The 25,894-nt window shown below is 65.5% G+C and carries 21 protein-coding genes and 1 pseudogene; 11 read left to right on the forward strand and 11 right to left on the reverse strand.

From position 1 onward, the window contains the following. Nucleotides 1–808 (forward strand): annotated as a pseudogene (locus ACIGFL_RS00975) (phasin family protein); the annotation flags it as partial. A 68-nt stretch (nt 809–876) separates the two neighbouring features. On the opposite strand, the gene ACIGFL_RS00980 reads toward ACIGFL_RS00975, so the two are convergent. From ACIGFL_RS00980 to ACIGFL_RS01025, 10 genes are all read right to left on the reverse strand, one after another. Continuing rightward, entirely contained in the window at nt 877–1,491 is a 615-nt protein-coding gene (locus ACIGFL_RS00980; protein ID WP_021442879.1) for a TetR/AcrR family transcriptional regulator, read from the reverse strand. A gap of 67 nt (nt 1,492–1,558) precedes the next feature. After that, nucleotides 1,559–3,241: a class II poly(R)-hydroxyalkanoic acid synthase gene (phaC, locus tag ACIGFL_RS00985; protein WP_021442880.1), complete on the reverse strand. Its 1,683-nt coding sequence runs from the start codon at nt 3,239–3,241 to the stop codon at nt 1,559–1,561. A 174-nt stretch (nt 3,242–3,415) separates the two neighbouring features. Beyond that, nucleotides 3,416–4,273, reverse strand: coding sequence for a poly(3-hydroxyalkanoate) depolymerase (gene phaZ / locus ACIGFL_RS00990; protein WP_397495828.1), 858 nt, complete (start codon nt 4,271–4,273; stop codon nt 3,416–3,418). A 141-nt stretch (nt 4,274–4,414) separates the two neighbouring features. Then, nucleotides 4,415–6,094, reverse strand: a complete 1,680-nt coding sequence (gene phaC / locus ACIGFL_RS00995) for a class II poly(R)-hydroxyalkanoic acid synthase (RefSeq protein ID WP_397495829.1) — start codon at nt 6,092–6,094, stop codon at nt 4,415–4,417. A 296-nt stretch (nt 6,095–6,390) separates the two neighbouring features. After that, nucleotides 6,391–6,762 carry a gamma-butyrobetaine hydroxylase-like domain-containing protein gene (locus ACIGFL_RS01000; RefSeq protein WP_397495830.1) on the reverse strand — a complete coding sequence of 124 codons (372 nt, stop codon included), beginning with the start codon at nt 6,760–6,762 and terminating at the stop codon, nt 6,391–6,393. A 78-nt stretch (nt 6,763–6,840) separates the two neighbouring features. Further along, nucleotides 6,841–8,181: an HslU--HslV peptidase ATPase subunit gene (hslU, locus tag ACIGFL_RS01005; RefSeq protein ID WP_021442884.1), complete on the reverse strand. Its 1,341-nt coding sequence runs from the start codon at nt 8,179–8,181 to the stop codon at nt 6,841–6,843. A 41-nt stretch (nt 8,182–8,222) separates the two neighbouring features. Further along, on the reverse strand, nt 8,223–8,753 hold the full coding sequence (hslV, locus tag ACIGFL_RS01010) for an ATP-dependent protease subunit HslV (protein WP_021442885.1): 531 nt from the start codon (nt 8,751–8,753) through the stop codon (nt 8,223–8,225). Between the two features lie 96 nt (nt 8,754–8,849). Continuing rightward, on the reverse strand, nt 8,850–9,524 hold the full coding sequence (locus tag ACIGFL_RS01015; RefSeq protein WP_122109228.1) for an SPOR domain-containing protein: 675 nt from the start codon (nt 9,522–9,524) through the stop codon (nt 8,850–8,852). Then, nucleotides 9,525–11,264: an arginine--tRNA ligase gene (argS, locus tag ACIGFL_RS01020; protein WP_122109227.1), complete on the reverse strand. Its 1,740-nt coding sequence runs from the start codon at nt 11,262–11,264 to the stop codon at nt 9,525–9,527. Nucleotides 11,265–11,436: 172 nt separating this feature from the next. Continuing rightward, nucleotides 11,437–13,656, reverse strand: coding sequence for a primosomal protein N' (locus ACIGFL_RS01025; protein ID WP_397495831.1), 2,220 nt, complete (start codon nt 13,654–13,656; stop codon nt 11,437–11,439). A 157-nt stretch (nt 13,657–13,813) separates the two neighbouring features. On the opposite strand from ACIGFL_RS01025, the gene rpmE reads away from it, so the two are divergent. The 4 genes from rpmE to ACIGFL_RS01045 all read left to right on the forward strand — a co-directional run bounded on the left by rpmE (nt 13,814) and on the right by ACIGFL_RS01045 (nt 17,662). Next, nucleotides 13,814–14,029: a 50S ribosomal protein L31 gene (gene rpmE / locus ACIGFL_RS01030; protein WP_021445703.1), complete on the forward strand. Its 216-nt coding sequence runs from the start codon at nt 13,814–13,816 to the stop codon at nt 14,027–14,029. A 26-nt stretch (nt 14,030–14,055) separates the two neighbouring features. Then, entirely contained in the window at nt 14,056–14,856 is an 801-nt protein-coding gene (locus tag ACIGFL_RS01035) for a thermonuclease family protein (protein WP_397495832.1), read from the forward strand. After that, a complete protein-coding gene (locus tag ACIGFL_RS01040) occupies nt 14,853–16,289 on the forward strand; it encodes a M48 family metalloprotease (RefSeq protein WP_397495833.1) in 1,437 nt (478 codons plus the stop codon). Before ACIGFL_RS01035 ends, ACIGFL_RS01040 begins: the two co-directional genes overlap by 4 nt. A 104-nt stretch (nt 16,290–16,393) precedes the next feature. Next, nucleotides 16,394–17,662 (forward strand): malic enzyme-like NAD(P)-binding protein, encoded by a 1,269-nt coding sequence (locus ACIGFL_RS01045; RefSeq protein WP_031302588.1) that lies wholly within the window; start codon nt 16,394–16,396, stop codon nt 17,660–17,662. A 130-nt stretch (nt 17,663–17,792) separates the two neighbouring features. Here the strand turns inward: ACIGFL_RS01045 and ACIGFL_RS01050 are convergent, their stop codons facing one another. Next, complete coding sequence (locus tag ACIGFL_RS01050) at nt 17,793–20,204, reverse strand: penicillin-binding protein 1A (protein WP_397495834.1); 2,412 nt, start codon at nt 20,202–20,204, stop codon at nt 17,793–17,795. Nucleotides 20,205–20,385: 181 nt separating this feature from the next. Between ACIGFL_RS01050 and ACIGFL_RS01055 the strand changes: the two genes are divergently transcribed. Genes ACIGFL_RS01055 through aroK form a run of 6 tightly spaced genes read left to right on the forward strand, consistent with a single transcriptional unit; the run spans nt 20,386 to nt 25,850 of the window. Next, the gene (locus ACIGFL_RS01055; protein ID WP_397495835.1) at nt 20,386–21,450 is read left to right on the forward strand and encodes a pilus assembly protein PilM; all 1,065 of its coding nucleotides are present in this window, start codon (nt 20,386–20,388) and stop codon (nt 21,448–21,450) included. Beyond that, nucleotides 21,450–22,022 carry a type 4a pilus biogenesis protein PilN gene (pilN, locus tag ACIGFL_RS01060; protein WP_397495836.1) on the forward strand — a complete coding sequence of 191 codons (573 nt, stop codon included), beginning with the start codon at nt 21,450–21,452 and terminating at the stop codon, nt 22,020–22,022. Before ACIGFL_RS01055 ends, pilN begins: the two co-directional genes overlap by 1 nt. Next, complete coding sequence (gene pilO, locus ACIGFL_RS01065; protein ID WP_021441993.1) at nt 22,019–22,639, forward strand: type 4a pilus biogenesis protein PilO; 621 nt, start codon at nt 22,019–22,021, stop codon at nt 22,637–22,639. Before pilN ends, pilO begins: the two co-directional genes overlap by 4 nt. After that, complete coding sequence (pilP, locus tag ACIGFL_RS01070) at nt 22,639–23,163, forward strand: type 4a pilus biogenesis lipoprotein PilP (protein WP_082457771.1); 525 nt, start codon at nt 22,639–22,641, stop codon at nt 23,161–23,163. Before pilO ends, pilP begins: the two co-directional genes overlap by 1 nt. Before the next feature lie 54 nt (nt 23,164–23,217). Continuing rightward, nucleotides 23,218–25,326, forward strand: a complete 2,109-nt coding sequence (pilQ, locus tag ACIGFL_RS01075) for a type IV pilus secretin PilQ (protein WP_397495837.1) — start codon at nt 23,218–23,220, stop codon at nt 25,324–25,326. 5 nt (nt 25,327–25,331) lie between these two features. Continuing rightward, nucleotides 25,332–25,850: a shikimate kinase AroK gene (gene aroK, locus ACIGFL_RS01080; RefSeq protein ID WP_397495838.1), complete on the forward strand. Its 519-nt coding sequence runs from the start codon at nt 25,332–25,334 to the stop codon at nt 25,848–25,850. Nucleotides 25,851–25,894 lie beyond the last annotated feature (44 nt).

Consider the following 25,894-nt stretch of genomic DNA (forward strand, 5'->3'; position numbering starts at 1 on the left):
ATGGCTGTTAAGAAGAAAACCGAGAAACAGACCAGCTCCTGGATCGGCGAGGTCGAGAAATACTCGCGCCAGATCTGGTTGGCAGGCTTGGGCGCTTACTCCAAGGTCAGCAAGGACGGCACCAAGCTGTTCGATACCCTGGTCAAGGACGGCGAGAAGGCCGAGAAACTGGCCAAGAGCGAAGTCGACAAGCAGGTCGATGCGGTGAAAGCCGGCGTCGGCTCCAAGGTCGGTTCCGCCAAGTCCAAGGTCGATGAGGTCAAGGACAAGGCGATCGGCAAGTGGAGCGAGCTGGAAGAGGCTTTCGACAAACGTCTGAACAATGCCATCTCGCGGCTGGGCGTGCCCAGCCGCAACGAGGTCAAGGCATTGAACGACAAGGTCGACAGCCTGACCAAGCAGCTGGAGAAGATCGCTGGCGTGTCGGCCAAGTCGGTGGCCAAGCCGGCGGCGAAAGCGGCTGCCAAGCCGGCACCGAAAGCCGCGGCGAAACCGGCCGCCAAGCCGGTGGCCAAGGCTGCCGCCAAGCCGGCTGCAAAACCTGCGGCCAAACCGGCAGCGGCCAAGCCTGCGGCCGCCGCCAAGCCGGTCGCCAAGCCCGCTGCCAAACCGGCAGCCAAGGCCGCGGCGAAACCTGCTGCCAAGCCGGCGGCGAAACCGGCAGCGGCGAAGAAGCCGGCGGCGAAGAAGCCTGCCGCGCCCAAGGCCGCTGCAGCGAAACCGGCCGCTGCGGCCCCCGTCGCGGCTCCCGCGGCGACGCCTGCAGCTCCGGCACCGGCCCCGGCTGCCGTTGCGGCGACGCCTGCCAACCCGTCCTGAGTTTCTCGGGATCACAAGCGCCCGGCCTAGTGCCGGGCGTTTGCGTTTCTGCGCGGCTCAGGCGTCCAGGTAGCGCTGCGCCAGTTGCTCGGCGGCGAAGCGCGAAGGCGCAGCCAGGTGTGGCGCCACCAGCATCATCACCTGATAGACCACCAGGCGACTCTCGCCGTCGCTGCCGAGGATGCGCTGGTAGTCGAGGGAGAACAGCAGGGTCAGGGTGATCTGCTCCACCAACTGGCCGAGGGCGCGGGTGTCGCTGACCAGTTGTCCCTCGGCCATCAGTCGCGCCAGCAGGGCGGCCAGGGTGCGCTTGAGCGAGTTCAGCCAGTGGCGGATGCCGCGCGCCAGCTTGGGCAGGCGCCCGGCCAGGTTGGACAAATCCTGGAACAGGAAGCGGTACTGCGCCAGGCGCTCGACGATCAGGTGCAGGAACAGCCAGTAATCCTCGACGTCCAGCTGCGCCTCGGCGGGCGGGTCGAGCAGCGGCGCCATCTCGGCCTGGAAGCGCTCGAACAGCTCCAGCACCAGCGGCTCCTTGCCGTGGAAGTGGTAGTAGAGATTGCCCGGGCTGATCTCCAGCTCGTTGGCGATCTCCAGGGTGGAGACGTTGGGTTCGCCCTGCTGGTTGAACAGCTGCAGGGCGGTGTGCAGGATGCGCTCGCGGGTTTTCATCCGGTCTTCTTGTCGGTGGCGCGGAGGCGTTGACGATAACGCGGCCGGCGCGGCGCCGGCCAGCCCTTCAACGGATATGCACGTAGGTGCCGGGCGCGGCCTCCATCGGCGGATGCTTCTGGTCGCCCAGCGCCAGCAGGGTCTCGCGCTGCTCGCCGGAGCGTGCCTGAATCCATTCCAGCCACTGCGGCCACCAGCTGCCCTGTACGTGCTGGGCATCGTGATACCAGGCGCGCGGGTCCGAGGTCAGCTTGCCGTTCTCGTAGTAGTTGGCCTTGGGGTTGCCCGGCGGATTGAGGATGCTCTGGATATGCCCGCTGTTGGACAGGATGAAGCGGCGGTTGCCACCGAGCAGCAGGGCCGAGCGGTACACCGCGTCCCAGGGCGTGATGTGGTCGTTGATGCCGGCCACGCTGAAGCTGTCCACCGTGACCTTGGCCAGGTCCACCGGCGTGCCGCAGACCTCCAGGCCGCCGGCGCGGCTGAGCGGGTTGTGCTTGAAGAAGTCGATCAGGTCGCCGTGCAGCGCCGCCGGCAGGCGGGTGTTGTCGTTGTTCCAGTAGAGGATGTCGAAGGCCGGCGGCTGCTTGCCGAGCAGGTAGTTGTTGACCCAGTAGTTCCAGATCAGGTCGTTGGGGCGCATCCAGGCGAACACCTTGGCCATGTCGCGGCCGTCCAGCACGCCCTGCTGGTAGGAGCGGCGCTTGGCCGATTCCAGGGTCTGCTCGTCGGCGAACAGCATGGCCGGGCTGTCGATCTGGCTGTCCAGCAGGCTGACCATGTAGGTGGCGCTGGCCACCTTGCGCAGCTGCCGCTTGGCCTGCAGGTGGCCCTGCAGGGCGGCGATGGTCAAGCCGCCGGCGCAGGCGCCGAGCAGGTTGACCTCCTTGCTGCCGGTGATCGCGCGGCAGGCGTCGACGGCTTCCTCGACCGCCTGCACGTAGCTCGACAGGCCCCATTCGCGGTGCCGCGCGTCCGGGTTGCGCCAGCTGATCATGAAGGTCTGCAGGCCGTTCTTCAGCGCGTACTGGACGAAGCTCTTGTCGGTGGACAGATCGAAGATGTAGTACTTGTTGATCTGCGGCGGCACGATCAGCAGCGGCTTGGCGTACTGTTTCTCGCTCATCGGCCGGTACTGGATCAGCTCCAGCAGCTCGTTGCGAAACACCACCGAGCCGGGGGTGCAGGCCAGGTTGCGGCCGACTTCGAAGGCGTGCTTGCTGACCTGGCTGGGCAGGCCGTCGTTGTGCAGCAGGTCGTCGAGCAGATGGCGCATGCCCTTGAACAGGCTGCTGCCGCCGCTGTTGAACAGCTCCTTGAGCGCCAGCGGGTTGAGCAGGCTGTTGGACGGCGCCAGGGCGTCGCTGAGGATCGCCGCAAGAAAGCGCGCGCGGGCGCGGTCGTCGGCCGACAGCTCGCTGTCGTCGATCCAGGCGCCCAGCTGCTTCTGCCAGGCCAGGTAGGCCTGCAGGCTGCGCCGGTAGAAGGGGTTGAGCTGCCAGGTGGGGTCGGCGAAGCGCGCGTCCTGCGGGTTGGTCTTGTGCAGCGTATCGCCGAGCAGCACGCGGCCGAGCTGGCCGCCGAAGGCGAGCAGGTGGCGGCTGCTGCGCACTGGATGCTTGAGCCCCTGCACGGCGAGCAGGCGCACGGTGGAGAGCAGGTCGCGACCGCGCACGCCGACCACGGCGCTCTGGGCGTTCATGAACGTTGCAGGCGTTGGCAGGGCGCCGCTATTGGGCTTGTCTCGCATGGGGCAACACTCCGTCGTCAATCCTGGTAGAGACTTTCAAGGTACGAGGCTGCGCAGCAAGCCTTGTACCAAGCGCGCCGGAAGGGCATTCCAGACAGCCGCGCACATCAGGCGGAGGCGCCTCAGCGGCCTCCTTGTCGAGCAATCTGACAGCCTTGCACTACAGTTGTGCGCTCAATGCTGGCGTGCCGGGGCTGGCTGCGGGTGCATCACCGCGCGCTGCCGTTCCTCCTCGAGAAACTTCATGATGATCGGCGCCACCGCTTCGGCGCGGGTCACCAGGAACAGGTGGCCGTCGTCGATCACGTGCAGTTCGGCGTTGGGGATGCGCCAGGCCAGCAGGCGCATGTTGATCAGCGGGATCAGCGGGTCGTCGTCGCCGGCCATCACCAGGGTCGGCTGACGGATCTTGTGCAGCCAGTGGATGCTGGTCCAGCCGAGGCCGGCGAACAGCTGCCAGTAGTAGCCCATCTTGCCGCCGGAGCGCACCTTGCTGGCGTGCGCCATGGCCAGCTTGGGATCGCGGCGGAAGGCGCCGCCGTAGATGTCCGGGGCGATGCGCACGCCGTAGGACGGCTGCACGTAGCGCCGCGGGCTGGCCATGCGCCAGAGCACCTTGGGCTTGCCCGGCACCATCACCGCGCCGGCCGAGGTGGCGGCGAGGATCAGCTTCTTGCAGCGCTCCGGGTAGTCGTGGGCGAACTGCTGCGCCAGGGCGCCGCCCCAGGACACGCCGATGGCGTTGACCTGGCCATAGTCGAGGTAGTCGAGCATGCGCGCCGCCAACCTGGCCAGGCCGGGGAAGCGGTAGGGCGTGGCCGGGGTCGACGAGCCGCCGACGCCGGGCACGTCGAAGGCGATCACCTCTAGGTCCGGGTCGAGGGCCTGGACGAAGGGCATCACCAGCTCCAGGTTGGCGCCGATGCCGTTGAAGATCAGCAGCGGCACCAGCTGGCCGTTACCGGGGCGCACCGCGGTGCGGATGGTCTGACCATCGAGGTCGATGGTGCGAAATACGAAAGGTGACGGCATGCGCGCGGGCCCTATCAGTTGAAACGCTGGGGGCGACCGTCCCGGCCACTCCCAGATTCACCAGGGCGAGCCTGGTTCGCCGGCGTCGCGGCGAGCGGCACCTCCCAGTGCCGCAGGCAGTGTGGCGCAAACTGCGCCGAATCAGCGTTCGTGCACATAGGTGCCCGGGGCGGCTTCGCCGGCCGGATGTTTCTTGTTGCCCAGCGCGGTGGGCGCGTTCTTGGTCTTGCCCGAGCGCTCGGCCAGCCAGCTCTGCCAGTGCAGCCACCAGGAGTCGGCGTGCTTGGTCGAGCCTTCCTGCCAGGCCTTGGGGTCGGCCGGCATCTCGCTGTTGGTCATGTAGCGCGCCTTGGGGTTGCCCGGCGGGTTGAGGATGCTCTGGATATGGCCGCTGTTGGACAGCACGAACTCGCACTTGCCGCCGAACAGGTGGGCCGACTTGTAGCAGGAATCCCAGGGGGTGATGTGGTCGGTGGTGCCGGCGACGCAGAAGAAGTCGCAGGTGACCTGCTTGAGGTCGATCGGCGTGCCGCAGACCTCCAGCGCACCCGCACGGGTCAGCGGGTTGGTCTGGAACATGTCGATGAATTCGCCGTGCAGGGCGGCGGGCAGGCGCGTGGTGTCGTTGTTCCAGTAGAGGATGTCGAACACCGGCGGCTCGTTGCCGAGCAGGTAGTTGTTGACCCAGTAGTTCCAGATCAGGTCGTTGGGGCGCATCCAGGCGAACACCTTGGCCATGTCGCTGCCTTCCAGCACGCCGGCCTGGTAGGAGCGGCGCTTGGCGGCTTCCAGGGTCTTCTCGTCGGCGAACAGCGCCACCTGGGTGTCGAGCTGGGTGTCGAGCACGCTGACCAGCAGGGTCAGGGCATGCACCTTTTGCTCGCCGAGGGCGGCGTAGTGGCCGAGCAGGGAGGCGGTGGTCAGGCCGCCGGAGCAGGCGCCGAGCATGTTGACGTCCTTGCTGCCGGTGATGGCGCAGATGACCTCGATGGCTTCCTTGAGCGCCTGGATATAAGTGGACAGGCCCCACTCGCGCTGCGCCTTGGTCGGGTTGCGCCAGCTGACCACAAAGGTCTGCACCTGGCTGCGCAACAGGAAGCGCGCCAGGCTCTTGTCCGGCGACAGGTCGAACACGTAGAACTTGTTGATCTGCGGCGGCACCACCAGCAGCGGGCGTTCGTGCACGCTCTCGGTGATCGGCTTGTACTGGATCAACTCCAGCACGTCGTTGCGAAACACCACGGCGCCGTCGGTGGTGGCCAGGTTCTTGCCGACCTCGAAGGCGTCCATGTTGACCTGGCTGGGCATGCCGCCGTTGTTGACCATGTCCTTGGCCAGGTGCGACATGCCGTCGAGCAGGCTCTTGCCGCCGGTCTCGAAGAAGCGTTTGAGCGCAGCCGGGTTGGCCATGCTGTTGGACGGTGCCATGGCCTCGGTCATCAGGTTGATCACGAAGTGGCCGCGGCTGGCGTCCTGCTCGGACAGCGAGCTGTGCTCGATCCAGTCGTGCAGTTCCTTGCGCCAGGCCAGGTAGGTCTGCAGGTAGCGGCGGTACAGCGGGTTCTGGCTCCAGGCCGGGTCGGCGAAGCGGCGGTCGCCGTCCTCGGGTTTGAGCTCGGACTGGCCGAGCATGACGTTCTTCAGCTCCAGGCCGAAGTGGGCGACGTGCTTGGCGCTGTGGAAGGGTTGCTTGAGCGCCTGGGCCAGCACCATGCGGGCAGAGGTCAGGAGGTCCTTGCCGCGAATGCCGACCACCGGGTTGAGTCCCAGGGTGTTTTCCGAGGCCTGGCGTTTCAGGTCTTCGTTGTTCTTATCACTCATCTACGACGCTCCATTGTCCTGAGACGAATACCGGCGTGTTGGCGCGCGCGGCGACACAGGGCCTGGTACTGCTCGGGTTACCGGGGGCGGATCGAGTCCGCATCTTTCGTTGCACCTGGCGCAGCCAAATGCAGGGAACCTGCCAGTTCCTTGGTTACCCGAGTTTGTGAAGTTAAGCAAGCCGGTCAATGGCGCGGGAGTATGCCGCGATAGATTAGAAAACGCGCCCTAACTCCGCCGAACCTGAGCCGCGGGCGCAGGGCCGCACGCTCTGCGACGAGGCTTTGCCCGAAGGCTCAGAGCATCAGACGGACGACCGATTCGTCGGGGTCGCGCGATTGGCCGGCGGCGCTGAGCTGGGCCAGGTAGTCGGCCCACAGCTGCTCCTGGCGGGTGGCCAGTTCGAACAGGTAGTCCCAGGTGAACAGGCCGCTGTCGTGGCCGTCGTCGAAGCACAGTTTCAGTGCATAGTTGCCGGCCGGCTCGATGCGCTCGAGCCCGACATTGAGCTTGCCGGTCTGCAGGATGGGTTTGCCATGGCCCTGCACCTCGGCCGAGGGCGAGTGCACGCGGAGGAACTCGGCGCTGAGCGAATAGCTCTGCTCGCCGTAGCGCAGCTCCAGGGTCCTGGAGGCCTTGTGCAGTTTGATCGCGCTGGGGATGGGCATGCTGGATGTCCGTTGTCGGTAGCCCGGATGCCATCCGGGGGCTTTCAGGGGCCCCGGATTTCATCCGGGCTGCGGGGCTTACAGAATATAGCGCGACAGGTCTTCGTCCTGCGCCAGCTCGCCGAGGTGGCCGTTGACGTAGGCCGCGTCGATGCGGATTGGCGTAGCGCTGTGCTGCGCGGCCAGGTCGCCGGCGCTGAAGGAGACTTCCTCGAGCAGGCGTTCGAGCAGCGTGTGCAGGCGCCGCGCGCCGATGTTCTCGGTCTTCTCGTTGACCTGCCAGGCGATCTCCGCCAGGCGCTGGATGCCGTCCTCGGCGAACTCGATGTCCAGGCCCTCGGTCTTCAGCAGCGCGGCGTACTGTTCGGTCAGCGAGGCGTGCGGCTCGCAGAGGATGCGCTGGAAGTCCTGCGGGCTGAGCGCCTTGAGCTCGACGCGGATCGGCAGACGACCCTGCAGCTCGGGCACCAGATCGCTGGGCTTGGCCAGGTGGAAGGCGCCCGAGGCGATGAACAGGATATGGTCGGTCTTGACCATGCCCAGCTTGGTGTTGACCGTGCAGCCCTCGATCAGCGGCAGCAGGTCGCGCTGCACGCCCTCGCGGGAGACGTCGGCGCCGCCGGTGTTGCCGCGCTTGGCCACCTTGTCGATCTCGTCGATGAAGACGATGCCGTGCTGCTCCACCGCCTCCAGGGCGCGGGCCTTGAGTTCCTCCTCGTTGACCAGGCGTGCGGCTTCCTCGTCGCGCACCAGCTTCAGCGCATCGGCGACCTTGAGCTTGCGGCTCTTCTTCTTGCCCTTGCCGAGGCCGGCGAACAGGTTCTGCAGCTGGTTGGTCATTTCCTCCATGCCCGGCGGTGTCATGATCTCCACGCCCATGGGCGACTCGGCCACCTCGATGTCGATTTCCTTGTCGTCCAGCTGGCCTTCGCGCAGGCGCTTGCGGAACAGCTGGCGGGTGTTGGAATCCTCGCTGCGCACCGGTTCGTCGCCGAAACCCTGGCGCGCCGGCGGCAGCAGGGCGTCGAGGATGCGTTCCTCGGCGGCGTCCTCGGCGCGGTGGCGGACCTTGGTGATCTCCTGCTCGCGCAGCATTTTCACCGCGGCGTCGGCCAGGTCGCGGATGATCGACTCGACGTCGCGGCCGACGTAGCCGACCTCGGTGAACTTGGTCGCTTCCACCTTGAGGAAGGGCGCATTGGCCAGCTTGGCCAGGCGCCGGGCGATCTCGGTCTTGCCGACGCCGGTGGGGCCGATCATCAGGATGTTCTTCGGCGTCACTTCCTGGCGCAGCTCGGCCGGCAGCTGCATGCGCCGCCAGCGGTTGCGCAGGGCGATGGCCACGGCGCGCTTGGCGTCGTCCTGGCCGATGATGTGGCGGTTGAGTTCGTGGACGATCTCGCGGGGCGTCATGGACATGGAATCGGGCTCGCTATCGAATCGGGATGAACAACCGGACGCTATTCGGCGGCGTCCAGTTCCTCGAGGGTCTGGTGGTGGTTGGTGAACACGCAGATGTCGCCGGCGATGCCCAGCGCGGTCTCGGCCACCTCGCGGGCGCTCAGCTCGGTCTTCATCAGCAGGGCGCGTGCCGCGGCCTGGGCGAAGGCGCCGCCGGAACCCATGGCGATCAGGCCTTCCTCGGGTTCGACCACGTCGCCGTTGCCGGTGATGATCAAGGAGGCGTCCTTGTTGGCCACCGCCAGCATGGCCTCCAGGCGGCTCAGGCTGCGGTCGGTACGCCAGTCCTTGGCCAGTTCGACGGCGGCGCGCACCAGATGGCCCTGGTGTTTTTCCAGCTGGCCCTCGAAGCGCTCGAACAGGGTGAAGGCGTCGGCGGTGGCGCCGGCGAAACCGGCCAGCACCTGGCCGTGGTAGAGGCGGCGGACCTTCTTGGCATTGCCCTTCATCACGGTGTTGCCGAGGGATACCTGGCCGTCGCCGGCCATCACGACCTTGCCGTGGCGGCGCACTGAAACGATGGTGGTCAAGGGGAGAGTCTCCACGCAGCGGGGCGAATTGCCCGGATGCAGACTCAGATGGGGGGGCCGCCGCGGCTTTTCAACCGACGGCGGACAAAAGGCGGATCAACGGACCTGGCGCTGCTGTAACAGCAGATTGCCGAAGCCGCTGGCGGCCAGGGTCTTCTGCGCGCCGGCCAGCTGTTCGCGGTTGGCGAAGGGGCCGACCAGCACGCGGTGCCAGGTTTCCTCGCGCACCTTGCCGGTTTCCACCCGCACGTTCTGGCCGAGCAGGATGATCTGCGCGCGCAGGCTGTCGGCATCGTCGCGGCGGCGGAACGAGCCGGCCTGGAGGAAGAACTGGGTGGTCAGCGGCGCGGCGGCGATTACCGGCGGCGGGGGCGGCGGCACCTGGCCGTTGAGCGCGGCCTCGGCGCGGGCGGCGTCGATCTTCGCCGCTTCCTCCGGGGTCACCGGTTTCTGCGCCGGAGCCGGCGGCGGGGTCTCTTCCAGCGCCTGCGGCAGGATCACCTCGGACTCCGGCAGCAGGGTGTAGAAGTCGTACTTGGGCTTGCTCGGTTCGCTCGGCGCCGGCTTGGGGGCTGGTTTGGCGGTGCGCGGCGGCTCGCCCTTGTCGCGCTGGATCTCGTCGCGACCCGGCTCGAGGCTGAACAGGAACATGAAGAAACCGCCGACCAGCAGGCCGCAGGCGAGCCAGATCCAGCCCGGCACCGGCTTCTTCGCCGGCGCCTGGTAGCGGCTGGCGCCGCGCTTGGGGGCGGGTTTCTTGCGCGCGGCCATTTACATGCGCTCCAGGGTTTCCAGGCCGAGCAGCTCCAGGCCCTGCTTGAGCGTGCGGCCGGTCAGGGCGGTCAGGCGCAGGCGGCTGTGCTGGGTGGCTTGGTCCTCGGCGGTGAGGATCGGGCAGTTCTCGTAGAAGCTGGAGAACAGCCCGGCCAGGTCGTACAGGTAGCTGCACAGCATGTGCGGCGTGCCCTTGTCGGCGACGCTGGCGAGCAGCTCGCCGAACTGCGCCAGCTTGGCACCGAGCGCCTGTTCCTGCTCGGCGACCAGGGTGATCTGCCCGCCGATCTCCTCGATGCCCTTGCCCAGCTTGCGGAACACGCCGGCCACGCGGGTATAGGCATACAGCAGGTAGGGCGCGGTGTTGCCCTCGAAGCTCAGCATCAGCTCGAAGTTGAAGCTGTAGTCGCTGGTGCGGTGCTTGGACAGGTCGGCGTACTTCACCGAGGCGATGCCGACCACGCGGGCGATGCGGCGCAGCTCGTCTTCGGCCAGCTCCGGGTTCTTGCTCTTGACCAGTTCATAGGCGCGCTGCTCGGCCTCGTCGAGCAGCTCTACCAGCTTCACCGTGCCGCCGTCGCGGGTCTTGAACGGGCGGCCGTCCGGACCGTTCATGGTGCCGAAGCCCATGTGCTCCAGCTCCATGCTGGGCGGCACGAAACCGGCCAGGCGCGCGCAGGCGAAGACCATCTGGAAGTGCAGGGCCTGGCGCTGGTCGACGAAGTACAGCACGCGGTCGGCCTTGAGCACGCCGGCGCGGTAGCGGGTGGCGGCCAGGTCGGTGGTGGCGTACAGGTAGCCGCCGCCGGCCTTCTGCACGATCAGCGGCAGTGGGTTGCCCTCGGCGTTCTTGAACTCGTCCATGAACACGCACTGGGCGCCGTTGTCCTCGGTCAGCAGGCCCTTGGCCGCCAGATCGGCGACCACCTGCGGCAGGTCGTCGTTGTAGGCGCTCTCGCCCTTGACGTCGGCCATGGAGAGCTTGACGCCGAGGCGGTCGTAGATGGCCTGGCAGTGGCTCAGGGAGATGTCGTTGAAGCGGTGCCACAGGCGCAGGCATTCGGCGTCGCCGGCCTGCAGCTGGACCACCAGCTGGCGGGCGCGGTCGGCGAACTCGGGGGATTCGTCGAAGCGCTTCTTCGCCGCGCGGTAGAAGCCTTCCAGGTCGGCCAGCTCGCTTTCGGCGGCGGCCGGGTTTTCCTGCATGTAGGCCAGCAGCATGCCGAACTGGGTGCCCCAGTCGCCGACGTGGTTCTGCCGGATCACGGTGTCGCCGAGAAACTCCAGCACCCGCGCCACGCCGTCGCCGATGATGGTCGAGCGCAGGTGGCCGACGTGCATCTCCTTGGCCAGGTTGGGCGCCGACAGGTCGACCACCACGCGCTGCGCCGGGCCGTTCTTGCGCACGCCGAGACGCTCATCGGCCAGTGCCGCCTCCAGGCGCTGGGCCAGGGCGTCGCTGTTCTGGAAGAAGTTGAGAAAACCCGGGCCGGCGATTTCCACCTTGGCGACGCCGGCGTCGGCCGGCAGGGCTGCGATCAGCTTCTCGGCCAGCTCGCGCGGCTTCATCCCGGCCGGCTTGGCCAGCATCATGGCGATATTGCTGGCGAAGTCGCCGTGGCTCTTGTCCTTGGTGTTCTCCACCTGGATGGCCGGGCTCAGGCCCTCGGGCAGCACGCCGTCGGCAGTGAGGCGGTCGAGGGCTTGCTGGATCAGGTGGCGAATGCTGTCTTTCATGGTCGGCTCGGGTCGCCCGGGGGCATTGGTCGAAAACTGCGCATTATAAAAGCAGCCGCAAGCGGCAGGCCATCACTTGTAGGGTGCGCCGTGCGCACCAAGGGTTGTCTGGTCGCGAATCGAGAAGCTGGAGCGCACGGCGCCCCCACGGCTGGGCGAATCGCTGGTGCGTTCAAAACAGATCGATCGGATCGACGTCCAGCGACCAGCGCACCGCGCGGCCACTGGGCATCTGCTCCAGCGCCTGCAGCCAGGGCGTGAGCAGGCGGTGCAAGGGGGCGCGGGCGTTGCCCTGCAGCAGCAGCTGGGCGCGGTAGCGGCCGGCGCGGCGTTCCATCGGCGCCGGCACCGGGCCGAGCAGTTCGATGCCGGAAAGGCCCAGTTCGTTCAGCAGCAGCTCGGCTTCGCTGCAGGCTTCGTCGAGAAAACCCTCGGCCTGCCCCGGTTTGTGCGCCTCGGCGCGCAGCAGCGCCAGGTGGCAGAAGGGCGGCAGGCCGGCGCCGCGGCGCTCGGCCAGGGCCTGTTCGGCGAAGGCGAAGTAGCCCTGCTCGGTCAGCTGCACCAGTAGCGGATGGTCGGCCAGGTGGCTCTGGATGATCACCTTGCCCGGCTCCTCGGCACGTCCGGCGCGGCCGGCGACCTGGACGATCATCTGCGCCATGCGCTCGCTGGCGCGGAAATCGGCGGAGAACAGGCCGCCGTCGGCATCGAGGATCGACACCAGGGTCACCCGCGGGAAATGGTGACCCTTGGCGAGCATCTGGGTACCGATCAGGATGCACGGCTCGCCCTTGTTGATGGTGGCCAGCAACTTGGCCATGGCGTCCTTGCGCGCGGTGCTGTCGCGGTCGATGCGCAGCACCGGGTAGTCGGGAAACAGCAGCGCCAGGCGTTCCTCGGCACGCTCGGTGCCGGCGCCCACCGGGCGCAGGTCGACGTGCTGGCACTTGGGGCAGTTGCTCGGCCGGCGCTCGACGTGGCCGCAGTGGTGGCAGCGCAGCTCGCCGTGGCGCTGGTGCACGGTCATCCGCGCGTCGCAGCGCGGGCATTCCGACAGCCAGCCGCAGTCGTGGCAGAGCAGGGTCGGGGCGAAGCCGCGGCGGTTGAGGAACACCAGCACCTGCTGGCCGGCGGCCAGGGTCTGGCCGATGGCCTGCTGCATCGGCCCGCTGATGCCGGAATCCAGCGGCCGGCTCTTCACGTCCAGGCGCAAAAAGCGCGGGGCGATGGCGCCGCCGGCGCGCTGGGTCAGCCTGAGCAGGGCGTAGCGGCCGCTGTGGGCGTTGTGCAGGCTCTCCAGCGACGGGGTGGCCGAGCCCAGCACTATGGGGACATTCTCCTGGCGCGCGCGCACCAGGGCCAGGTCGCGGGCGTGGTAGCGCAGGCCCTCCTGCTGTTTATAGGAGGCGTCGTGCTCCTCGTCGACGATGATCAGCCCCGGGTTGTGCAGCGGGGTGAACAGCGCCGAGCGGGTGCCGATGACGATGTCGGCCTCGCCGTCGCGCGCCGCCAGCCAGGCGTCGAGGCGCTCGCGGTCGCTCACCGCCGAGTGCAGCAGGGCGATGCGTGCGTTGAAGCGGCGGGCGAAGCGGTCCAGGGTCTGCGGTCCCAGGTTGATCTCGGGAATCAGCACCAGCGCCTGCTTGCCGGCCTCCAGGCACTGGCGGATCAGCTGCAGGTAGACCTCGGTCTTGCCGCTGCCGGTGATGCCGGCCAGCAGGAAGGCATTGAACTGGCCCCAGCCGGAGGCCACGGCATTTACCGCCGCGCGCTGCTCGGCATTCAGCGGCAGCTCCGGCTGCGCCAGCCAGTGCGCCGGCTTGGCGTGCGGCTGGGTGCGGCGTACCTCGACCCGCACCAGGCCTTTTTCATGCAGCAGCTGCAGGCTGTCGCGGTTGAGCTGCAGCTGGCTGAGCAGGCCGTGGGCGACGCCGTGCGGATGCTGCGCCAGCGCCTTGAGCGCCTCGCGCTGGCGCGGCGCGCGGGCCAGGCGCGGATCGTCGAGGCTGGCGCCGCTGTTGGCCAGCCAGTAGCGCTCCTGGCGCGTCTCCGCCGGCTCGCCCTGACGCAGCAGCACCGGCAGCGCCCAGCTCAGGGTATCGCCGAGGCTGTGCTGGTAGTACTGCGCGGTCCACAGGCACAGCTTGAACAGCGCCGCCGGCAGCGGCGGGCGGGCGTCGAGCAGTTGCAGGGCGGGCTTGAGCTTGTCCGCCGGCACTTCGCTCTGGCTGTCGACCTCCACCAGAATGCCGATCATCTCGCGCCGGCCGAACGGCACGCGCAGGCGCACGCCGGGCTGCAGCGCGCTGCGCGGCACACCGGCGGGGGCGCGGTAGTCGAACAGGCGGCGCAGCGGCGAGGGCAGGGCGAGGCGCAGGATCAGGTCGGGCACACGAGCCTCCATGGACAGGCCGGCGATCTTAGCACGCGACGGTCGGCACCCCGCGCGGCTTGCATCGACTGGCGGCTCTGGTATGATCCGCGGCCTATTTCTGTGCGGTGCCTGACGTTGGGTCGGGTGGCGGCACAAACACCCCGAGGAAAGCCCCATGAAAGCCGATATCCACCCGAATTACGTCGAGATCGACGCCACCTGCTCCTGCGGCAACGTGATCAAGACCCGCTCCACCCTGGGCAAGAACCTGAGCCTCGACGTTTGCTCCGAGTGCCACCCGTTCTACACCGGTAAGCAGAAAGTGCTGGACACCGGCGGCCGTATCGATCGCTTCAAGCAGCGCTTCGGCGTGTTCGGCGCTACCAAGTAAGCGACCGCGCGATTGCGGAACGGCCCATGGTCTTGTCCGTGAAGCTGAAAAAGGCGTCCCTGGTGGGCGCCTTTTTCGTTTCTGTCGCCTGGGCAGGGCTCGCCCAGGCCTTCTGCCCGCTGCAGGCGGATCTGCCGCAGCTGGCGGTCAAGCAGGTGGTGGACGGCGATACCCTGCGCCTGGTCGATGGTCGCAGCGTGCGCCTGATCGGTCTCAACGCGCCGGAACTGGGGCGCCAGGGGCGTGGCGACGAACCCTTCGCGGTGCAGGCCCAGCGCCGTCTGCAGGCGCTGGTGGCGGCCAACGACGGCCGTGTCGGCCTGCGTCCGGGGCGCGAGGGCAAGGATCGCTACGGCCGCACCCTGGCCCATCTCTATGACCGCCAAGGGCGCAATCTGGAGGCGCGGCTGCTGGCCGAGGGGCTCGGTTTCATGGTCGCGGTGGCGCCCAACGTCGCCTTGGTGAGTTGCCAGCAGGCGGCCGAGCGTCAGGCGCGCCAGCAGCGCCTGGGGCTGTGGCGCAAGGAGCAGGTGCAGGCAGCCGGTCAGTTGCGCAGCGGCGGCTTCGCCCTGCTCGGCGGGCGCGTGAGCCAGGTGCAACGCAATCGTGGCGGCCTGTGGCTGGAACTGGACGGCGGGCGGGTGCTGCGGGTGGCGCCGGCGCTGCTTGAGCAGTTCGATGTGCGCGCGCTGCAGCGCCTCGAGGGCGCGCGGGTGGAGGCGCGCGGCTGGGTGATCGACCGCCAGTCCCGCGGCGGCTTGAAATCCGCCCAGGCGCGGTGGATGCTGCCACTGACCCACCCGGCGATGCTGGAGGTGTTGCCATGATGCGAACCGTGCTTGTCTGTCTGGCCTGTGCCTGGCTGGCCGGTTGCGCGGTCAACCCGGCCACCGGGCGCAACGACTTCGTGATGATGAGCGAGCGCCAGGAACTGGATCTCGGCGCGCGCTACAACCAGGAAATCCTCAAGCAGTACCCGCGTTACGACGACGCCAGGCTGCAGGCCTATATCCAGCGGGTCGGCGAGCGGGTGGCGCGCAGCAGTCATCGCAGCCAGCTCAACTATGTCTTCACCCTGGTCGACAGCCCCGACGTCAACGCCTTCGCCCTGCCCGGCGGCTATATCTATATCCACCGCGGGTTGCTCGCCTACCTCAATTCCGAGGCCGAGCTGGCCGCGGTGCTCGGCCATGAGGTCGGCCACGTCACCGCCCGGCACAGCGTGCGCCAGCAGAGCCAGTCCACCGCCTGGGGCCTGCTCGGCCAGGCCGCGGCCATCGGCACCGGCATCGGCGCGGTGGGCGACCTGACCGGCGTGATGGGCAACGCCTTCGTCCGTGGCTACGGCCGCGACATGGAGCTGGAGGCCGACGGCCTCGGCGCCCAGTACCTGGCGCGCAGCGGCTACGACCCGCAGGCGATGATCGAGGTGGTCAAGGTGCTGAAGAACCAGGAGGACTTCGCCCGCGCCCAGGCCGCCAAGCGCGGCGAAGCGGTAGCGGCCGGCGGTTATCACGGCCTGTTCGACACCCACCCGGACAACGAGCGACGCCTGCAGCAGGTGGTCGGCCCGGCCCGCGCCCTGGTCGGCGAGTCCCAGGAAGTGGGGCGCGATACCTTCCTGCAGATGCTCGACGGCCTGGTGTTCGGCGACTCGGCCGCCAGCGGCATTCGTCGCGGGCGGCACTTCTATCACGGCGAACTGGATTTCACCCTGAGCTATCCGGCCGGCTGGCAGCTGGTCAATCGCCCGGACGTGCTGATCGGCCACAGCGCCGATCAGCAGGCCTTCGTCGCCATGACCCTGGAGGCGGCGGACACGCGCCTGACGCCGGCGGAATTTCTTCGCCAGCGGGTCGGCAATCAGCGCCTGGCCGCCGGCGAAGAGCTGCGCCTGGGCGCGCTGCAGGGCTACACCGCGGTGCTGCCGGGGCAGCCGGCGCGGCGCGTGGCGGCGATCTACCGCGGCGAGCGGGCCTATCTGTTCATCGGTGTGGTGAAGGGGCGCGCCTCCCTGGAAAGCCAGGACCAGCATTTCCTCGAGGTGATCCGCAGCTACCGCCCGCTCAAGGCCGAGGAGCGCAAGCTGGCCGAGCCGGTGCGCCTGCGCCTGGCCCGCGCCAAGGCCGGGCAGAGCCTGGCGGCGCTGGCCAAGGACAGCCCGCTGCCGGGTGACGGCGAAGCCCAGCTGCGCCTGCTCAACGGGCTCTATCCCGGCGGTGAGCCGCGTCCCGGCGACTGGCTGAAAACCCTGCGCTAGCCGGTCGATTCAATAGCGACCGAACGGTCTTGTGCAGCTGTATACAACTTGCGTATCCTCGGCCGCCTGCCCGTTCAACAGCCAACAAAAGCGGAAATGCCACTATGTCAGATCTCAAAACTGCCGCTCTCGAATATCACGCTCAACCCCGCCCGGGTAAGCTGAGCGTCGAGTTGACCAAAGCCACCGCCACCGCCCGCGACCTGTCGCTGGCCTACAGCCCGGGTGTCGCCGAGCCGGTCCGCGAAATCGCCCGCGACGCCGAGCTGGCCTACCGCTACACCGGTAAAGGTAACCTGGTGGCAGTGATTTCCGACGGCACCGCGATCCTCGGTCTGGGTAACCTCGGCCCGCTGGCCTCCAAGCCGGTGATGGAAGGCAAAGGCGTGCTGTTCAAGCGTTTCGCCGGCATCGACGTGTTCGACATCGAAGTCGACTCCGAGAGCCCGCAGGCCTTCATCGACACCGTGAAACGCATCTCCATCACCTTCGGCGGCATCAACTTGGAAGATATCAAGGCCCCCGAGTGCTTCGAGATCGAGCGCGCGCTGATCGAACAGTGCGACATTCCGGTGTTCCACGACGACCAGCACGGCACCGCCATCGTCACCGCCGCCGGCATGCTCAACGCCCTGGAAATCGCCGGCAAGACCCTGGAGCAGGCGAAGATCGTCTGCCTCGGCGCCGGCGCCGCCGCCATCTCCTGCATGAAGCTGCTGGTGAGCATGGGCGCCAAGGTCGAGAACATCTACATGCTCGACCGCAAGGGAGTGATCCACGCCGGTCGCGACGACCTCAACCAGTACAAGGCGGTGTTCGCCACCGAGACCGACAAGCGCACCCTGGCCGATGCCCTCGATGGCGCCGACGTGTTCGTCGGCCTCTCCGGCGCCAACCTGCTGAGCCCGGAAGACCTCAAGCGCATGGCGGCCAACCCGATCGTCTTCGCCTGCTCCAACCCGGATCCGGAAATCAAGCCGGAGCTGGCGCACGAGACCCGCAACGACGTGATCATGGCCACCGGTCGTTCCGACTACCCGAACCAGGTCAACAACGTGCTGGGCTTCCCCTTCATCTTCCGCGGTGCCCTGGACGTACGCGCCACCCGCATCAACGAGGAAATGAAGATCGCCGCCGCCCTGGCCCTGCGCGACCTGGCCAAGCTGCCGGTGCCGCAGGACGTGTGCGACGCCTATGGCGGTATCAAGCTGGAGTTCGGCCGCGAGTACATCATTCCCAAGCCGATGGACCGCCGCCTGATCACCGTGGTCTGCGATGCCGTGGCCAAGGCCGCCATCGAGTCCGGCGTGGCCACGCTGCCCTATCCGAAGCACTATCCGCTGAACTCGGTGGACGAAGTGTTCAACGGCTAAGGCCAGGCAATAAAAAAACCCGCTTCGGCGGGTTTTTTTTATTGCCTGCAGAAAGGCCTCGCCTTGGCCGGAGGCGTGATCCGGGAGTGCCCGTCGGATCAGGCTTCGTCGGTCTAGCCTGGGGGCTGTTCTAGAACAGATCGATCGGCGCCATTTCGTCGGCCGGCAGCGGGCTGCCGGGAACGCCCATGCCGGGCTCGAACTCACTCATCGGCGGCGGCGAATCCTCGCTCTTGAACAGCTCGAAGTAGGCATCCGGCGTACCGGGCGCCGCGGCGCGGCCGCTGAGCGGGTCGACGCGCAGGGTGAGCAGCCCCTTGGGCTCCTTGGGCCGGTGGCTGGGGCGATCCTTGAGCACGGCGCCCATGTAGCTCATCCAGATCGGCAGCGCCACGGTGCCGCCGTATTCGTGGCGGCCGAGGCTTTCCGGCTGGTCGAAACCGGCCCAGACGGTGGTCACGTAGTCGGCGTTGTAGCCGGAGAACCAGCTGTCCTTGGATTCGTTGGTGGTGCCGGTCTTGCCCGCCAGGTCGTCGCGCCCCAGGGCCAGGGCGCGACGGCCGGTGCCGCGCTTGATCACGTCCTGCAGCATGCTGGTCATGATGTAGGCGGTGCGTTCATCGATGATCTGCTCGGCGACCTTGGGTTCCTCCAGGGGTAACTCGCCGATGGCGTTGACTGCGAGCGTGGCGCTGTCCGTGGCCGGCGCGCTGCTCGGCACTCGCGCCGGATTGGCGTGGAATAGCGGTTTGCCGTTGCGGTCGTCGATGCGCTCGATCAGGTAGGGCTCGACCTTGTAGCCGCCGTTGGCGAAGGTGGCCCAGCCCTCGGCGATTTCCAGCGGAGTCAGGCTGGCGGTGCCGAGCGCCAGCGACAGGTTGCGCGGCAGGTCCTGCGGCTCGAAGCCGAAGCGCTCGATGTAGCGCAGGCTGCGGTCGATGCCCATGTCCTGCAGCAAGCGGATGGAGACCAGGTTGCGTGACTTGTACAGCGCCTCGCGCAGACGGATCGGGCCGAGGAAGGTGTTGTTGTCGTTCTTCGGCCGCCATTTCTGCGACAGGTAGTCGTCGGAGAGGATGATCGGCGCGTCGTTGACCAGGGTGGCGGCGGTGTAGCCGCTGTCCAGCGCCGCGCTGTAGATGAAGGGCTTGAAGCTGGAGCCGGGCTGACGCTTGGCCTGCACGGCGCGGTTGTAGTTGCTCTGGTCGAAGGAGAAGCCGCCGACCAGGGCCTGGATGGCGCCGCTGTAGGGGTCGAGCGACACCAGCGCGCTCTGCGCCGCCGGAATCTGCAGGAAGCGCAGGCTGCCGTCAGCCTGGCGCTGCACGCGCACGATGTCGCCGACCTGGGCGACGTCCACCGGCTGCTGCGGACGCGGGCCGAGGCTGTTGGTGCTGAGGAAGGGGCGCGCCCATTTCATGCTGTCCCAGGACACCGCCTGCTCCTCGCCGCCGCGGGTCAGCACCAGGATGCCGCTCTTCTCCACCTGGGTCACCACGGCCGGCTCCAGGCCGCCGATGCTGCGGAACTTGCCCAGCTCGGCGAGCCAGGTCTCGCGGGTCATGCCCGGCAGGCGGCTTTCCGGGCCGCGATAGCCGTGGCGCTGGTCGTAGTCGATCAGGCCTTCGCGCAGCGCGCTGTTGGCCACTTCCTGCAGCTGGCTGGGCACCGTGGTGGTGACGTTGAAACCCTCGGTGTAGGCCTCGCTGCCGTAGCGGCCAACCATCTCCGCGCGGGCCATCTCGGCGATGTAGGGGGCGCTGAGCTCGGGGGCGGGCACGTGGTAACGGGCGTCGACCTCTTCGGCCAGGGCGGTCTCGTAAGTGGCCTGGTCGATACGGCCGAGGCGGTAGAGGCGGCCGAGAATCCAGTCGCGACGCTCCTTGGCGCGGGTCGGATTGACCAGTGGGTTATAGCGCGACGGCGCCTTGGGCAGGCCGGCGATCATGGCCATCTGCGCCAGGTTCAGCTCGCGCATCGACTTGCCGTAGTAGACGTGTGCCGCCGCCTCGATGCCGTAGGCGCGATTGCCCAGGTAGATCTTGTTGACGTAGAGCTCGAGGATCTCGTCCTTGCTCAGCTCGCGCTCGATCTGCAGGGCCAGGAGGATCTCGGTGATCTTGCGCGAGAAGCTGCGCTCGCTGGTGAGGAAGAAGTTCTTCGCCACCTGCATGGTGATGGTGCTGCCGCCAGTCTGGATCTGCCCGCTTTTCAATAATTGCGTGGCAGCGCGCATCAGGCTGGTCACGTCGACGCCATAATGATTGGCGAAATTATCGTCCTCGGCGGCCAGCAGCGCGCTGATGAATTCCTTAGGGATTTCGTCGAAACGAATCGGCGAGCGGCGCATCTCGCCAAACTCGGCGATCAGCTTGGCATCGCTGCTGTAGACGCGCAGGGGGATCTGCAGCTGCACCTGGCGCAGCGACTCGACGGACGGAAGGGTCGGGCTAAGATAAAGAAACGCGCCGCTGAAACTGAGCAACAGCCCACAAAAAACGGCAACGCAAGACCACCAGAAGAACTTCAGCAGGCGTATCAAAATGTTCGGAATTCCAAGTAAAAGAATGAGTTAAGCAGGAGCTGAGGCTGAAAGGGAAAAGCTGATCACATTATAAGCGTTTTTTTTCCCGGGTAGCCATTTGCGCTTCTGTCAAGACTGATATTTAATGTGGAAAAACATAAATAGTCCGTAAGTCGCGGATGCCAATAGGAAAACGGTCGTGCTAGGGCTCTTCAATAAGAAAGCGAATACGCTGCTGGGGATCGATATCAGCTCGACCTCGGTCAAGCTCCTCGAATTGAGTCGCTCGGGAAGCCGCTACAAGGTAGAGGCTTACGCAGTCGAGCCGCTCCCGCCAAACGCTGTGGTGGAGAAGAACATCGCCGAGCTGGAGGGGGTCGGTCAGGCCTTGTCGCGGGTGTTGGCCAAGGCCAAGACCGGGGTCAAGACGGCCGCCGTGGCGGTTGCCGGTTCGGCGGTCATCACCAAGACCATCGAGATGGAGGCCGGGCTTTCCGAAGACGAGCTGGAAAACCAGCTGAAGATCGAGGCCGACCAGTACATTCCCTATCCGCTCGAAGAAGTCGCCATTGATTTCGAAGTGCAGGGCCCTGCCGCGCGCAACCCGGAACGGGTCGAGGTGCTACTGGCGGCCTGTCGCAAGGAAAACGTCGAAGTGCGCGAAGCCGCTCTGGCGCTTGCCGGTTTGACCGCCAAGGTGGTGGATGTCGAGGCCTACGCGCTCGAGCGCGCCTACGGCCTGCTCGAAGCCCAGCTGGGCGGCGGCCATGACGAGCTGACCGTGGCCGTGGTCGATATCGGCGCCACCATGACCACCCTCAGCGTGCTGCACAACGGCCGCACCATCTATACCCGCGAGCAACTGTTCGGCGGCAAGCAGCTGACCGAGGAAGTGCAGCGCCGCTACGGCCTGTCGGTCGAAGAGGCCGGTCTGGCCAAGAAGCAGGGCGGTTTGCCCGACGACTACGAAAGCGAAGTGCTGCAGCCCTTCAAGGAGGCTGTGGTCCAACAGGTATCGCGCTCCCTGCAGTTCTTCTTCGCCGCCGGCCAGTTCAACGATGTCGACTACATCCTCCTGGCAGGCGGTACCGCCTCCATCCCCGACCTCGACCGCCTGATCCAGCAGAAGATCGGCACGCAAACTCTCGTGGCCAATCCCTTCGCCGACATGGCGCTGAGTAGCAAGGTCAACGCTGGTGCACTGGCCAGTGACGCGCCGGCACTGATGATTGCCTGTGGTCTGGCGATGAGGAGTTTCGACTGATGGCACGGATCAACTTACTTCCCTGGCGCGAACAGCTGCGCGAAGAGCGCAAGCAGCGTTTCCTGGTGACCCTGGTGGGTGTGCTCGTCGTGGCCGCCGGTGTGGTTTTCCTTGGCGATCAACTGCTCAACGCCGCCATCGAGCGGCAGAATGCGCGCAACAACTTCATCAAGAAGGAAATCGCCGTTCTGGATGCACGGATCAAGGAAATCAGCGAGCTGAAGACCCGCCGTCAACAGCTGCTGGAGCGGATGAAGATCATTCAAGACCTGCAGGGCAACCGCCCGATCACGGCGCGGGTGTTCGATCAGTTGGTGAGAACCTTGCCCGATGGCGTGTATTTCACCAGCGTCAAGATGACCGGCAAGAACGTCGCCATTGTCGGTGCGGCGGAATCGAACAATCGTGTTTCCAATCTGATGCGCAACCTGGATGGTTCCGATTGGTTGCAAGCGCCTAACTTGACCGAGGTCAAGGCTGTTACTGCAGGGGCCGTGGATCAGGCCAACGTGTTTCAGCTGACTGTTCAGCAAACCCAGCCGCAGCTGGAAGAAACGGAGGCTGGGAAATGAGTGTGCGCGAGTCGCTCGAAGGTCTGCGCAATATTGATTTCAATGACCTTGACTTTAACAACGTTGGGTCATGGCCGGCAGCGGTTAAATTCATTGCGGGTTTTTTGCTGCTGGCTGTTGTACTGGCACTGGGTTACAACCTCCATTTGAAAGAGCTGCGAGAGCTGTTGGAGAGGCAGGAGCGTGAAGAGGTTACGCTGAAAGAGCAGTTTTCCAGCAAGGCTTTCCAGGCCGCAAACCTGGAGGCTTACAAGGAACAGATGAAAGAAATGGAAGTCTCGTTTGGCGCGCTGCTGAGGCAGTTGCCAAGTGATACCGAAGTGCCTGGTTTGCTGGAAGATATCACGCGCACCGGGCTGGGGAGCGGTCTGGAGTTTTCCGAGATCAAGTTGCTGCCGGAAGTGGCGCAGCAGTTCTATATAGAACTGCCCATCGAGATCAAGGTGGTCGGTGGCTATCACGATCTCGCGACCTTCGTCAGTGGCGTGGCCAGCTTGCCGCGTATCGTGACGTTGCATGACTTCGAATTGCTTCCGGAAAGTAAGGAAAGTTCCAGCAGGTTGAGTATGCGGATACTGGCCAAGACCTATCGTTACAATGACAAGGGGGTACAGTGATGCGCCTTTCTCGTTTAGCTCTGGTCTTGGCTTTGTCTGTACTGGTTGGTTGTGGTTCGGGTGGCGACTTTGCCGATCTGCGCGCTTATATGGATGAGGTGCGCGCGCGCCCCAAGGGTGCGATTGAGCCGTTGCCCAAGTTTCAACCCTATGAAAGCTTCACTTATCGTGCCGCCTCATTGCGAAGCCCCTTTCAGCCCCCTGTCAGGGTGGATGTGGTTAGCCGTCAAAAGGGAACTCAGGAAATTAAGCCTGATGAGGCGCGCGCCAAGCAATTTCTCGAGGGCTTTAACATAGAAACTTTCGTGATGGTCGGGACACTCGAAAATGCGACGGGTTTCTATGCTCTGGTTAGCGGTGCTGGTGGCGTGCACCGAGTAAAAGTAGGCGACTACCTCGGGCGTAATCACGGAAAAATTCTCGCGATCGATGAGTCCAAGGTGGATGTGATGGAAATCGTTCCGGATGGCGAGGGCGGTTGGTTGGAGCGGCCACGTAGCCTTTCCTTAAAGGAGCGCTCTTAAGGGAGCGAAGCGAGTATGAAAATAAATAATCTGTCTGCCCAACGGAATATGAATATGAACGGCTCCTTGTCGCGTATAAGCGTTGCCTTGCTGGTGACCATGCTTTCATCCGCCACGCTGGCGGCTAACCTGCAGGCGCTGGATGTGGCCAGCCTTCCAGGCGACCGCGTTGAACTCAAACTGTCGTTCGACGAACCTGTCGTGGCGCCGCGTGGCTATACCATCGAGCAGCCAGCACGAATTGCATTGGATTTGCCGGGGGTGGCCAACAAGCTTGGTGCGAAGAATAAGGAGCTTGGTGTTGGTAATGCTCGCAGTGTGACCATTGTCGAGGCTAAGGATCGCACGCGTCTCATTGTTAATCTTACTTCGTTGGCGCCTTACAGTACTCGCGTGGATGGTAACAACCTCTTCGTGCTGGTTGGCGAAGGCTCCTCTGGCGCTACGGTCTCGACGCCTCCTGTTGCGCAGGCTGCCCCTGTTACCTCGCCCAAGGCATATGGGCCACAAGCAAAATCGATAAGTAATATCGATTTCCAACGTGGCGAGCAGGGTGAGGGTAATGTGGTGATCACGCTTTCCGATGCTTCGGTGAGCCCCGATATCCAGGAGCAGAGTGGCAAGATCCGCTTGGATTTCGCTAAGACTCAACTACCGGAGTCCTTGCGCGTGCGCCTGGATGTGAAGGATTTCGCAACGCCAGTGCAGTTCGTCAGCGCCACTGGCAGTTCCGACAAGACCAGTATCCTCATCGAGCCGACGGGGCTGTATGACTATCTTGCCTATCAGACCGACAACAAGCTAACCGTCAGCATCAAGCCGCTGACCCAGGATGACGCCGAGCGCCGCAAAGCCGAGCGTTTTGCCTACAGCGGCGAGAAGCTGTCGCTTAACTTCCAGGACATCGACGTGCGTTCGGTGCTGCAGCTGATCGCCGATTTCACCGACCTGAACCTGGTGGCCAGCGATACGGTCACCGGCAATATCACACTGCGCCTGCAGAACGTGCCCTGGGACCAGGCGCTGGATCTGGTGCTCAAGACCAAGGGTTTGGACAAGCGCAAGGTGGGCAACGTGCTGCTGGTCGCTCCGGCCGACGAGATCGCGGCGCGCGAGCGCCAGGAGCTCGAGGCGCAGAAGCAGATCGCCGAACTGGCACCGCTGCGTCGCGAGCTGATTCAGGTCAACTACGCCAAAGCCTCCGACATGGCCAAGCTGTTCCAGTCGGTGACCGGGGCCGAGGGGGCGGCCGATACCCGCGGCTCGATTACCGTCGACGACCGTACCAACAGCATCATTGCCTACCAGACTCAGGAGCGTCTGGACGAATTGCGCCGTATCGTCGCCCAGCTCGATATCCCTGTGCGTCAGGTGATGATCGAGGCGCGCATCGTCGAGGCCAACGTGGACTACGACAAGGCCTTGGGTGTGCGTTGGGGCGGAGCGCATACTCGTGGGAACTGGAGCGTTTACGGCAAGGATGGCGCTACCTCGTTCGACGAGGGGCAGGCATTCCTGCCGGGTACCGATACGGTGGGTGACTTCACGCTGGAGGACGGTGTTTCGCCTGTGCCCTTCGTCGACATGGGTGTGGTCGGCAGCACCTCGGGTATCGGCATCGGCTTCCTGACGGACAATGTGACCTTGGACCTGCAACTCTCGGCCATGGAAAAAACCGGTAATGGCGAGATCGTTTCCCAGCCCAAGGTCGTGACCTCGGACAAGGAGACGGCCAAGATTCTGAAGGGGCAGGAGGTTCCCTACCAGGAGGCGAGCTCCAGCGGCGCCACTAGCACATCCTTCAAGGAGGCTGCTCTGTCCCTGGAGGTGACGCCGCAGATCACCCCGGACAACCGCATCATCATGGAGGTCAAGGTCACCAAGGATGCGCCCGACTTTGCTCGCGCCCTGAATGGCGTCCCACCGATCAACAAGAACGAGGTCAATGCCAAGGTGCTGGTCAACGATGGCGAGACCATCGTGCTCGGTGGCGTGTTCTCCAATACCCAAACCAAGGCGGTCGAGAAGGTTCCTTTCCTCGGCGACCTGCCTTATCTGGGGCGGTTGTTCCGCCGCGATATCGTCACCGACAACAAGGCCGAGTTGCTGGTTTTCCTCACTCCGCGCATCATGAACAACCAAGCCATTGCCGTGAACCGATGACCTAAGTGCGGAATGTAATCCTCGTTGGCCCGATGGGAGCTGGAAAGAGCACCATCGGGCGTTTGCTTGCTAAAGAACTGCGTTTGCCCTTCAGGGACTCCGACAAGGAGATCGAACAGCGCACCGGTGCCGATATTCCCTGGATCTTCGATGTCGAGGGGGAGCAGGGTTTTCGCGAGCGGGAGCAGGCGGTGATCGCCGAGCTGTCGCTGCAGGACGGCCTGGTGCTCGCCACCGGCGGCGGCGCGGTAATGCGTCCGGAGAATCGCCAGGCGCTGCATGCCGGGGGGCGGGTGGTGTACCTGCATACCTCGGTGGAGCAGCAGATCGACCGCACTTCGCGCGATCGCAATCGTCCCCTGTTGCGTACGGCCAACCCGGCCCAGGTGCTGCGGGATTTGATGGCGGTGCGCGATCCGTTGTACAGGGAGGTCGCCGATATCGTCATCGAAACGGACGAGCGCCCACCGCGCATGGTGGTGCAGGAAATCCTGGCGCGCCTGGAAGCCTTGTCGCCCCGTTAAAGCGCGGGACGAACTGCGCTATCCTAGAGCCCTTTTTATTCTGG

The sequence above is a fragment of the Pseudomonas sp. NPDC077649 genome, assembly GCF_044542855.1.
In the GTDB taxonomy this organism is placed as follows: Bacteria; Pseudomonadota; Gammaproteobacteria; order Pseudomonadales; family Pseudomonadaceae; genus Aquipseudomonas.

What these genes read in the sequence shown, in the direction of transcription:
- ACIGFL_RS00980 (WP_021442879.1), bottom strand. Translation starts at nt 1,491, where the DNA reads ATGAAAACCCGCGAGCGCATCCTGCACACCGCCCTGCAGCTGTTCAAC.
- phaC (WP_021442880.1), bottom strand. Translation starts at nt 3,241, where the DNA reads ATGCGAGACAAGCCCAATAGCGGCGCCCTGCCAACGCCTGCAACGTTC.
- phaZ (WP_397495828.1), bottom strand. Translation starts at nt 4,273, where the DNA reads ATGCCGTCACCTTTCGTATTTCGCACCATCGACCTCGATGGTCAGACC.
- phaC (WP_397495829.1), bottom strand. Translation starts at nt 6,094, where the DNA reads ATGAGTGATAAGAACAACGAAGACCTGAAACGCCAGGCCTCGGAAAAC.
- ACIGFL_RS01000 (WP_397495830.1), bottom strand. Translation starts at nt 6,762, where the DNA reads ATGCCCATCCCCAGCGCGATCAAACTGCACAAGGCCTCCAGGACCCTG.
- hslU (WP_021442884.1), bottom strand. Translation starts at nt 8,181, where the DNA reads ATGTCCATGACGCCCCGCGAGATCGTCCACGAACTCAACCGCCACATC.
- ACIGFL_RS01015 (WP_122109228.1), bottom strand. Translation starts at nt 9,524, where the DNA reads ATGGCCGCGCGCAAGAAACCCGCCCCCAAGCGCGGCGCCAGCCGCTAC.
- argS (WP_122109227.1), bottom strand. Translation starts at nt 11,264, where the DNA reads ATGAAAGACAGCATTCGCCACCTGATCCAGCAAGCCCTCGACCGCCTC.
- rpmE (WP_021445703.1), top strand. Translation starts at nt 13,814, where the DNA reads ATGAAAGCCGATATCCACCCGAATTACGTCGAGATCGACGCCACCTGC.
- ACIGFL_RS01035 (WP_397495832.1), top strand. Translation starts at nt 14,056, where the DNA reads ATGGTCTTGTCCGTGAAGCTGAAAAAGGCGTCCCTGGTGGGCGCCTTT.
- ACIGFL_RS01040 (WP_397495833.1), top strand. Translation starts at nt 14,853, where the DNA reads ATGATGCGAACCGTGCTTGTCTGTCTGGCCTGTGCCTGGCTGGCCGGT.
- ACIGFL_RS01045 (WP_031302588.1), top strand. Translation starts at nt 16,394, where the DNA reads ATGTCAGATCTCAAAACTGCCGCTCTCGAATATCACGCTCAACCCCGC.
- pilN (WP_397495836.1), top strand. Translation starts at nt 21,450, where the DNA reads ATGGCACGGATCAACTTACTTCCCTGGCGCGAACAGCTGCGCGAAGAG.
- pilO (WP_021441993.1), top strand. Translation starts at nt 22,019, where the DNA reads ATGAGTGTGCGCGAGTCGCTCGAAGGTCTGCGCAATATTGATTTCAAT.
- pilP (WP_082457771.1), top strand. Translation starts at nt 22,639, where the DNA reads ATGCGCCTTTCTCGTTTAGCTCTGGTCTTGGCTTTGTCTGTACTGGTT.
- pilQ (WP_397495837.1), top strand. Translation starts at nt 23,218, where the DNA reads ATGAACGGCTCCTTGTCGCGTATAAGCGTTGCCTTGCTGGTGACCATG.